The following is a 3,499-nucleotide window of genomic DNA, read 5'->3' as shown; positions in this document are numbered from 1 at the left end:
CGAATGCCCATGTGCTTCTTGCTGCGAAAGAGCACGGCTCCTGTCGTCGCGGCGCCCGCTCGGGCGCGCTCGTGCCGTACACGCGCGAACCAGTCCGCCACGGCGTCGGCCTCCGCATCGATGTCGGTGTCGATGTGGATCTCCACCTCGCCCGAGCCCGCTCCCGGACGAGGTCGCAGGCCTTCGACGACGACCGGGACGCTCTCGGCAAGAGGCGCAAGCACGGCGTCAGCCGCGCGCAACACGTCGACGCTGTTGCGCCAGCTCGTCATCAACGCGAAGGTCTCGGCCCGACCGGTGCTGCTGAATGCCGTCGCGAAGTCGCCGAGGTTGCCGGCGCTCGCCCCCCGCCAGCCGTAGATGGACTGGTGAGGGTCTCCGACGGCCATGACGGCCGCATCGCGAAAGGCGGAGGCGAGCAGCTGGGTCTGCACGACGGAGGTGTCCTGGTACTCGTCCAGCAGCACCACGCGATAGCGATCGCGCAACTCCTCTCCGACGGTCGGATGCGCTTCGACGATCTCGCAGGCGCCCGCGACCTGGTCGGAGAAATCGATCACCCCTCGACGGAGCTTTCGCCGGGCGTACTCCCGTGCAAGATCCGCGAGGACGTCCAGTGCGCCGACGGCCACCTGCGCTTTCGCGATGTCGGCGTACACCGTGACGCGCGCCGACGTCGATGGCCGTTCCAGAACGTCCGAGAAGCGCGCGGGAAAGCGCGCGAGCTGCTCGAGGTCGACGCGGTTGTCAGCAGCGTCACGGGCGATGCGCAGGGCGGCATCGATGATCGAACGCAGCGCCTCTTCGCGTACCTCCAGCCGCGGATCGTCCGACTCGAGCACGACACGTCGCATCAGCAGCCAGGCCGCCGACTCGCTGAGAACGGCGGCTTCGGCGTCGCGGCCGAGTCTGACGGCGTGCTCGCGGACAATGCTGTCGGCGAAGCTGTTGTACGTGGAGACGGTCGGCCGCTCCAGCAGCGCGTCGGCCGACACCTCATCGGGGACCGCGACGGCGCCGGTGGCGACGACGAGTTCATCGAGCACGGCGTACCGCGACGACGACGGTGCACCGCTGCGCTCGAGCTCGCCGAGGATCCCCAGCTGCCCCCGCGCGTGCAGGGCCTCGAGATGGGGAACGAGTCCGCGGCGTTCGAACTCCGCAAGCCGCTGCAGTCGGCGGTGCACGCGCTCGGCGAGTTCGCCGGCGGCCTTGCGGGTGAACGTCAGACCCAGCACCGCGTCACGCGGAACGAGGCCGTTCGCCACGAGCCACACCACGCGTCCCGCCATCGTCTCGGTCTTGCCGCTGCCGGCGCCGGCGACGACGAGCGCGGGCGCGAGGGGCGCCGCGATCACCCGGGCTTGTTCGTCCGTGGGAGGGAACTGGCCGAGGGCGGCCGCGAGCGCGGTCGGAGAGACGGCGCTCATGACGCGCTCACCGCGTTGATCGTGTGGATGCGGCACAGGCCGTAGGAGTGATCATCGCGACAGTGCTCCTCATACGGCGCCGAGAACTCCGCGCCGCTCATGACGGTCGCCGCCTCCCGCACTCGGGCGAGGAAGGCGTCGCGAGCGACGTCGTCCAGCGGCGGCTGGCGGGGTTCCACATAATCCTTCGTGGCCGCGGACGGGCGCAGCACGAGCAGCTTCGCCCCGCCGGGCGTGAGGCCGGCAGCCTCGGGGATGGCGCCCGCATCGAGCGCCAGCTGGTAGGCGGCGAGCTGCGGATTGTCGATGACCTTCGCGTCGGTCTGCGGCTCACGCTTTCCGGTCTTGAGATCGACGATCACCACCTCCCCGGAGGCCGTGCGCTCCACGCGATCGATGTAGCCGCTGACGATGGCACCGTGACCGCCGGCCGGATCGAGGGCGACCGGGACCTCGAAATGCGGTTCCGCGCCGATGACGGTTCCGCCCGCGAGTTCGAACCGCCGCAGATAGAGCGACAGTCGTCGCACGAGTTCGCGCGCCCGCACGCGCTCCGAGCGCTCGCGCCAGGCGGACTCGAACTCCAGTTCACTCCACCGCGCGTCCACGACCGCCCACAGCGCGTCCTCGTCGGAGCCCGTTGCGCGCTCCATCGCCGCGTGCACCAGCGTGCCGAGGCCCGCGACGGCTCCCCCGTCATCCGCCCCCAGGTCGGCGAGCAGCCAGTTGAGCTCGCACTCCTCCACCGTCTGGAGCCGCGACGGCGATACGCGCACGTCCTCGCGCGTGAGATCGCGCAACGGCGCTGTGGAAGTCACGGGGGCGATGCCATACCACTCGTCGGGCGCGGCGCCCGGAACGCCCGCCGCAGCGAGCAGCCGCAGCTGCTCGGCGGCGGCGCGTCGCGTGGAGGGGTCTGCTCGACGCTCCGTGAGCGCACGTCTGTGCTGGGCAACCAGCCCACGCAGGGTCAGCGGATGCGCCGCCGAGCGTGCGGCGGGCTGCGCCTGCGGGAGCATCTCGAAGAGCGGACTCGGCCCCGTGTCGTCGTCGTCGACGGCGGTCACGATGAGGCGTCGGCGGGCGCGGGAGCACGCGCGCGCGAACAGACGCAACTCGTCGTGGAGCACCCCGCGTCGTCGATCCAGCGTGTCGGCGGTTTCGGAACCCCCGAGGGCGAGCGGCGCCAGCCGCCAGGTCTGCAGCAGACTTCCTCGCGCCCGCAGGTTCGGCCAGACGCCTTCCTGGACCCCGGCGACGACGACGGTGTCGTACTCGGCTCCGAGGGCGCCGGCGGGGGTGAGGATGTCGACGGCATCCGCCCGGGAATCGTCGACCAGCCGATCTTCGGCGACGTCCGAATCGAGGATGCCGCGCAGAAACGCCCCGGGTGAGGTGCCGTCCGCTCTCTCGCCGTGACGTTTGGCGGCCTGGAAGAGTGCCACCAGCGCGTCGAGCTCTCTGCCGGCCTGTGCGGCGAGCGGCCCCGACCCCTCGGCTGCGGCGACCCATGACCGCTCGGCACCCAGGCCGTCCCACGCACTCCACAGGATCTCGTGGGCGGTGGGCGCCTGGGCCCCGCCCGCGTGGACGAGATCCCAGTGAGCGCGGACATCCGCCAGGGTCCGCGCGATCCGCTCGGCGCGGCGACCCTCTCGGGTGTCGAGCAGGGCGAACGCGACGGGATGACCGAGCGCGGAGACCAGCAGCTCGGCGCTGGAGACGACCCGCTCGTCGGAGGCAGCCTCCGCCGGCGGCTCCGCAGCGAGCGCCGACAGCCGCAGGGCGGTACGCAGCCGGCGGATCTCGACCGGATCCATCCCGCCGGCGCGAAGGGCATCGACGGCGTCCTCGAGGCTCCAGCCGGCGGGATCGAGCTCCGCCAGCAGTGCGATGCGCAGCAGATCCGCCACCGCGCGGGCCTCAGCCAGCGCTCGCTGCCCGCGGGTGCGCGTGGGCACCTCGCGAGCGGCGAGTTCGGCTTCGAGAGTCGCAACCTGTCGACTGTCGTGCGCGATGACGGCGCACGAGGACCACGGCAGACTCTAGAGGATCCCCGGGACCGAGCT

General features: G+C 71.6%; 2 protein-coding genes. Both read right to left on the bottom strand.

Features of this window, described 5'->3' with window-relative positions; all coding sequences use genetic code 11:
• Positions 1 to 1,430 (bottom strand): UvrD-helicase domain-containing protein (locus I5I_RS00635; RefSeq protein ID WP_036315082.1); only part of this gene is annotated, 1,430 nt, incomplete at its 3' end.
• Positions 1,427 to 3,391, bottom strand: coding sequence for a PD-(D/E)XK nuclease family protein (locus I5I_RS00630; protein WP_239639975.1), 1,965 nt, complete (start codon positions 3,389 to 3,391; stop codon positions 1,427 to 1,429). The genes I5I_RS00635 and I5I_RS00630, both read right to left, overlap by 4 nt.
• Between the last annotated feature and the right edge of the window lie 108 nt (positions 3,392 to 3,499).

It is taken from the genome of Microbacterium sp. B24 (genome assembly GCF_000333415.1).
Taxonomy (GTDB): domain Bacteria; phylum Actinomycetota; class Actinomycetes; order Actinomycetales; family Microbacteriaceae; genus Microbacterium.
The sequence above is the reverse complement of the archived record's forward strand: the minus strand, read 5'-3'. Positions and strand labels throughout refer to the sequence as shown.